This is a genomic window from Synergistaceae bacterium (assembly GCA_012521675.1).
GTDB lineage: Bacteria > Synergistota > Synergistia > Synergistales > Aminobacteriaceae > JAAYLU01.
The window spans coordinates 1-6,164 of sequence record JAAYLU010000112.1 but is presented as its reverse complement, the minus strand read 5'-3'; the positions used below and the strand labels follow the sequence as shown (position 1 = coordinate 6,164).

Here is a 6,164-nt window from a genome sequence, read left to right as displayed (position 1 = left end):
AGGGAGAGCTCGGTCGAGGAGGCCATGATCGAGATGTACCTCGCGGGTGTGTCCCTCAGGCGCGTGGAGGACATCACGGAGGCTCTCTGGGGCAGCAGTGTCAGTCCGTCCACCATAAGCAACATGAACAAGAAGATATACGGCAATATAGAAAGCTGGAGGAACCGTCCCATCGAGGGGGAGCATCCCTACGTCTACCTTGACGGCATCTGGCTGAAGAAGAACTGGGGAGGCGAGGTCGAGAACATATCCGTGCTGGTGGCGATCGGCGTTGACGGCAGGGGATTCAGACAGGTCCTCGGGGTCGCCGAGGGGTGCAAGGAGGACAGGGAGAGCTGGCTGAACTTTCTGAGACATCTTAAAGAGCGTGGCCTGACCGGCGTTCGCCTCTTCATCTCCGACAAATGCCTCGGGCTTGTGGAGGCTCTTGGCGAGGTCTTTCCGAAGTCGAAATGGCAGAGGTGCGTGGTGCATTTCTACCGCAACGTATTGACGGCGGTCCCCCGCGGCAGGATGCGCATAGTTGCGGACATGCTCAAGGCCATCCACTCGTCGGAGGACCTTGACGCGGCGGAGCAGAAGGCTGGGGCGGTTGTCGCCAGGTTGAAGGAGATGAAGCTTCACAAGGCCGCCGACATAGTGGAAAAAGGAGTCCGCGAGACCTTCAGCTACTACTGCTTCCCTCCCGAGCATCGTAGGAGTCTCAGGACGAACAATCCATTTGAGCGCGTCAACCGCGAGATCCGCCGCAGGACGCGGGTTGTGGGGGCCTTCCCCGATGGCAACTCTGCCCTTATGCTGGTTGCCGCCAGACTGAGGCACATAGCCTCGACTAAATGGGGAAGCCGCAGGTACATGGACATGGATAAACTGTACGAATACGAACGCGATTGCGAATCCGAGAACCTGACGGAGTGCGTGTGACAATGGATCACCTCTTTTCGGGGAGACAGCTGGCTCTAGAACCCGAGAAAAAAAGTGCGAAAGACTATTGACACTACCCTTTCTGTCTACTATGTACTAGCACTCTACAACTAGCGCCTTAAACAAAAAGCCCATGCCCCCTCAAATGTTGTTCGATGTTCGACTTTTTAATCACTCGTTCCCATAAATAGTCTTCTGCGCGAAAATTAGAGACATAATCATATGACTCGATCTCTGATAAATCAAAAACCAAGGGGCTGTCATAGAGTTTATAAAACGAACACTCGTTTTGTTTTTCAAAGGTCCTAACCCATTGATAGTCCGTAGTTACCACCTTAAGCCCAACCGCAAGATATTCCAATAGTTTAGTTGAAGTTTGCAAGGAGTAAGGCTGTTTATTCGGAATGTAGTTAATGCCGTATCTGGCCTTTGATGCTATCAATGGTACTTCTGAATAGGGTACTTTCCCAGTAAAAACAATGTCTTTGTGCTGCTTGTAACGGCGGTATATTCCGACTTCCGGCGTGCCTATGAGACATAGCTTGCCGTTGGGTCTTTCACAAAACGCACGAAGAAGTCTATCAATGCCTCGGCTCTTTGTGATAGAGCCGACGTAAACGAAATCGTACTCTTTTTTTGCGTTCTTATTGGTGTTACAAAAGGCTTTGCTTATTCCCATGTCTCTAAAACAAAAAGGGATACCGTCATTAAACCCAAGGTTATTCTTTACCGATTGGTTTAAAAAAACCCTCAACCCCGGCTTCGTGTTCCATTTGACTTTCAAGGTGTTTTTTATTCTGGCAAATGGAGGTGTAGAAAGAGAGCAATACTCGTGAACAAGAAGACAATTGCGAGGTTTATATCTTCCGAATCCCTTGAACTCCCATAATACAAATGGTTCTGATATGCTTGCCAGTTCTTTGGAACTAGTGAACTCTAGAGCTTTAAAGCCCTTGAGATTGTTAAAGTAGCTTAGGTATGCATCGATTTCCGGGAGGTATGCTTTAGGCGATCTAATAAATATAATGCTAATCAAGTTATTCACTCCCATGATAAGTAGATAGCTCGTGTTTACGATAAACAATCACGCATGAAATCAGCACCGCAATGTAGCCGAAGATTCTCAGGCGGGCGGCCGTTCCGAGGTTGTCGTTGCCTATGATCCAGACGGTGTTGTATATGACGAAAAAGACCGCCATGAAGTCGACGAACTTGTCCGTGAAACGTCTGTTTTTGACCAGGTAGACGACGCCCCACAAAAACGGAATGCCCTCGAGTATGAAAAGTATAACGCTCGCCTTGTTCGGGAAGAAAAAGCCCGGTAGCTGCATGAGAAGGCTTTTGACAAAGATGATGGGGAACAGCCAGGCATCGTCGGAAAAAACGATTCCAAGGTTGGCTCCCCCTTGCGCACCATCCCGGAATAACGCCCTGTAGCGCAAAAGCCTCTCAAATATGCCGAACTGATGGCCTAGAGGCAGCACCACCACAAGGAATACGGCTATCCACAAGGCCAAGGGTTGTTTGGAGAAGGAAAAGAACGGGCTGATGAAATACGCCGCCAACAGTGCAAGCCCCAGGTACGGTCTTAGGAGGTAAAGCATACCCACGAGTGCAAAAAACAGCGCGGAGAATTTTGTCTTTTGTATAACGCTTGCTCGATTGTCGCCGTTGTTGATACGCTTGATGCATAGCAATGCCAGGCAGAACAAGAGGACCATCGGCACGTCGCGGTAAATGTCCAGGCTCATAAAAAACAGCGTAGGGTACGCAGCGGTTGCAGTGAAAGCCATCCAGAAGGCTTTTTCCGGTTTTGAAGAATCCCTGACTGCGGAGAGTCTGGCGACAAGATACGGGATTATTATGGATGCGGCTATTATGAGGAATATAGTGATGCCGAGGCGATTGTAAAGGCCCATGGAGTTGAGTTTTCTTAATAGGATGGACCAGTGGTTGTAGGCGCGATCTGTCCGGGACAGGGCGCATGCGTGGTAGTGGTTGCTGTCGCATCCGCCGCCAAACAGCTTTACGTTGGAGGCGATAATCACGAAAGCGGCCACAAGCTTTAATGCGGTGATGATGGTCGGCAGGACAAAAGGATTGTTAACGAGGCCCCCCTTCGTTGCTTTGGTCGATGCTCGGTCGCGGGGTTTAAACAGCGTTCTCATAGATCTCTTTCATAATGCCGTTTACGCGCTTTTGGTCGAAGGCCTTGACCCTGTCGCTGTTGACAAGCCCCATGGTCTTTCTTAGCGATGGGGATTCTACAAGGCGTTCGATTGCCGCGGCAAAGCATTGGGTGTCGTTCGGGCGGCACAGGAAGCCGCCTTCTCCGTCGTTGATCAAGTCGGTGATTCCTCTTATACCGGAGGCGACGCAGGGAAGCCCGGATGCCATCGCCTCCATCAGGGCCACTGGGAGCCCTTCCCTTATTGACGGAAAACAGAATATATCCGCGGCGTTCAGCAACTCCGGAATATCGTCGCGGTGGCCCGTGAGTCTAACTTGCTCCGCTATGCCAAGGCTTTCCGCAATTGCCCTTAGGGAAGCCTCCTGCTTGCCTCGCCCTGCTACCAGATAGCGGATACGGGGATCTTTCAGCTCTGCCAGAGCTCTGAAAATCGCCTGGTGGTTCTTGCCCCGGTTTAGCTCCCCCACCGACAGAAGCACTATGTCGCCATCCCCCAAACAGAGCTCCCCTCGTTTCGCAGCCCTGTCCGATTCAACCTTGGCAAACCTCTCCGTGTCGACGCCGACGCCTGGAACATACTTAACGTCCCCGGCCTTCAGCCGCCGCGCCGCGAATTCGTAGTCCTCCCGGTTCATGGTCAGGAGGAGGTCGGTCCAGCGAGCGCAGACCCACTCGATCGGGTAGTAGAAAAGCCAGTTGACAAGGGGCGCGCCTTTGTAGAAATGGAACCCGTGAGCGGTGTATATCACCTTCAATCCGCGTTTTCTCAGCGGCCTGCAGGCGATTCGGGCAAGGGCTGCTGCGATCGGCGTGTGACAGTGGACCGCGTCGTACTTCCCCTCTTCCACAATGCGCCTAATCTCCCTTATGGACCTGATGTTACCCAACGCCAGAGGATTCCTGGAGCAGGACAGCGGAAAGACCTCGCAGCCCAAATCCGCATATTGAGCGGGGATTCTCTCGGTGTCGGAGCAGGCGATGTCGATCTTGTGCCCCTCCCGGATCAATTCTGTTATTAGGCTTGTGAAGAAGCCCATCGTCTGGCCGACTGTGGTTATATAGAGCAGTTTCACGGCATTGCGCCTCCGGATGACAAGATTAAAACAGTGTTTTAATGATTCCTGTAATTCGCTCCTGCTCCTCCTCCGTCAGCGCCGAGCCGGACGGCAGGCAGATGCCGTTGGCGAACAGGCCGGCCGAGACGTCCTCGCCCTCCCGGTGACGGAAGTACCGGTATCGCTCGAACACCGGCTGAAGGTGCATGGGCTTCCACACGGGGCGGGACTCGATGTTCCGCTTCTGCAGCGCGTTCATTATGTCGGACGGGGAGACGCCGGTCTCCGGGGCGATCAGCATCGCGGTCAGCCACCTGTTGGCTCGGCCGAATCGCGCTTCCGGCATGAAGGTCACGCCCGGGATGTCGTCCAGCGCGGAGCGGTAGCGGTCGAAGACGCGCCTGCGAGCGGCTACTCGCTCGTCTATGACCTCCAGCTGCGCCCTGCCTATCGCAGCCAGGATGTTGCTCATCCTGTAGTTGTAGCCGATCTCGCTGTGCTGGTAGTGTGGCGCGGGGTCGCGGGCCTGAGTCGCCCAGAAGCGGGCCTTCGCAAGCATCTCCTCGTCGTCGGAGAGCAGCATGCCGCCCCCGCTGGTGGTTATGATCTTGTTGCCGTTGAAGGACAGAACTCCGAGGCGGCCCATCGCCCCGCACATCCTGTCGCCGTATGTCGCGCCAAGGGCCTCGGCCGCGTCCTCCAGCACGGGGACGCCGCGGGCATCGCACAGCTCCAGGATGGGGGCGTAGTCCGCGCTCTGACCGTACAGGTCCACCACGACAACGGCTTTTGGGATTCTGCCGGTTCGCTCGGCATCGTCGAACGCGCGGGCGAGGGCGGCCGGCGACATGTTCCACGTGTCCGGGTCCGAGTCGATGAAGACGGGAGTCGCGCCCTCGTACAGGATCGGGTTCGCCGTGGCTGAGAAGGTGAGCGACGAGCAGAAGACCGTGTCGCCGCGCCTCGCGCCAAGCAGCTTCAGCCCGAGGTGCAGGGCGGCGGTGCCGGACGACAGGGCCAGCGCCCCCGCCGTGCCGGTGTATTCGACCGCCTCTCGCTCGAAGGCATCCACTTGGGGGCCCAGAGGGGCGATCCAGTTGGAGTCGAACGCGTCCTTTATGTACTCCATCTCCCTGCCCGTCATGTGAGGCGGGGAGAGGTAGATGCGGTTGTGGTTCATGGCTTCACCTCGTGTATAGGTCTGGCGGGAGTGCCGACGACGGTCGCGCCCGGTGGAACGTCGCGTATCACGGTGCTGCCCGCGCCCACCGTCGCCCACGCGCCGACGGTCACGCCGGGGATTATGGCTGCGCCGATCCCGAGAAAGGCCCCCTCGCCGAGCCCGACGCCTCCTGCTATGGCGCAGCCGGGTGCCACGTGGCAGAAGTCGCCGATGACGCAGTCGTGGTCGATCAGCGCTCCCGTGTTCACTATGCAGTGAGCGCCAATGCGGCAGTCGGGCTGGATGACCGCTCCGGCGAAAACCACGCTCCCCTCCCCCACTTGAGCAGAAGGATGCACAAAGGCGGCAGGGTGGACCAGCGGGATCCACTCGATTGATAAGGGGGAGAGGCGCAGAACCACCTCCCTGCGAGTTCTGTTGTCCCCTATTCCAGGCGCCGCGCTTGTGTGCGGCATGCTCGACAGGACGTCCTCCGGCGTTCCGATGACAGGCACACCGAGTACGCGAGCGCCGAGCTTTTCCGTGTCGTCGTCAAGCACTCCCGCGACCTCGAGGCCGAGCGCCAGCGCGGCAGAGAGCACGACCTTGCCGTGCCCCCCCGCGCCAACTATGTATATGGGCCCGCGCTTCATGCTACGTCCTCCTTCGTCCCGAGGAACTCCTCCATTGTGGCCTGCCCCTCTTGCGATATGCCCTCGCGGGCTAGTATTTTCGCAATGGTCTTGAAGATGATCTTCATGTCGAGCGCGAATGAGATGTTATCCACGTACCAGACGTCGCAGGCGAACTTCTCCTCCCACGATATTGCGTT

7 protein-coding genes are annotated in these 6,164 nt (G+C 56.1%); 1 reads left to right on the top strand and 6 read right to left on the bottom strand.

Going from position 1 to position 6,164, the window contains the following annotated elements; genetic code table 11:
• Positions 1-924, top strand: a 924-nt coding sequence (locus GX181_10060) for an IS256 family transposase (GenBank protein ID NLM72282.1), incomplete at its 5' end; no start/stop codon positions are given.
• Positions 925-1,042: 118 nt separating this feature from the next.
• Here GX181_10060 and GX181_10055 read toward each other — a convergent pair.
• The 6 genes from GX181_10055 to GX181_10030 form a co-directional block, all read right to left on the bottom strand.
• Entirely contained in the window at positions 1,043-1,960 is a 918-nt protein-coding gene (locus tag GX181_10055; GenBank protein ID NLM72281.1) for a glycosyltransferase, read from the bottom strand.
• A 1-nt stretch (position 1,961) separates the two neighbouring features.
• Positions 1,962-3,092: a hypothetical protein gene (locus GX181_10050; GenBank protein ID NLM72280.1), complete on the bottom strand. Its 1,131-nt coding sequence runs from the start codon at positions 3,090-3,092 to the stop codon at positions 1,962-1,964.
• Positions 3,076-4,188 carry a glycosyltransferase family 4 protein gene (locus GX181_10045; protein NLM72279.1) on the bottom strand — a complete coding sequence of 371 codons (1,113 nt, stop codon included), beginning with the start codon at positions 4,186-4,188 and terminating at the stop codon, positions 3,076-3,078. The genes GX181_10050 and GX181_10045 overlap by 17 nt, the downstream gene beginning before the upstream one ends.
• Positions 4,189-4,213: 25 nt before the next feature.
• Complete coding sequence (locus GX181_10040; GenBank protein NLM72278.1) at positions 4,214-5,350, bottom strand: aminotransferase class I/II-fold pyridoxal phosphate-dependent enzyme; 1,137 nt, start codon at positions 5,348-5,350, stop codon at positions 4,214-4,216.
• Entirely contained in the window at positions 5,347-5,985 is a 639-nt protein-coding gene (locus tag GX181_10035) for an acetyltransferase (protein NLM72277.1), read from the bottom strand. Before GX181_10035 ends, GX181_10040 begins: the two co-directional genes overlap by 4 nt.
• Positions 5,982-6,164 (bottom strand): sugar transferase (locus GX181_10030; GenBank protein ID NLM72276.1); only part of this gene is annotated, 183 nt, incomplete at its 5' end. The genes GX181_10030 and GX181_10035, both read right to left, overlap by 4 nt.

Excerpts from the sequence above, each read along its gene's own strand:
- GX181_10040 (NLM72278.1), bottom strand. The coding sequence starts at position 5,350 with ATGAACCACAACCGCATCTACCTCTCCCCGCCTCACATGACGGGCAGG.
- GX181_10035 (NLM72277.1), bottom strand. The coding sequence starts at position 5,985 with ATGAAGCGCGGGCCCATATACATAGTTGGCGCGGGGGGGCACGGCAAG.
- GX181_10050 (NLM72280.1), bottom strand. The coding sequence starts at position 3,092 with ATGAGAACGCTGTTTAAACCCCGCGACCGAGCATCGACCAAAGCAACG.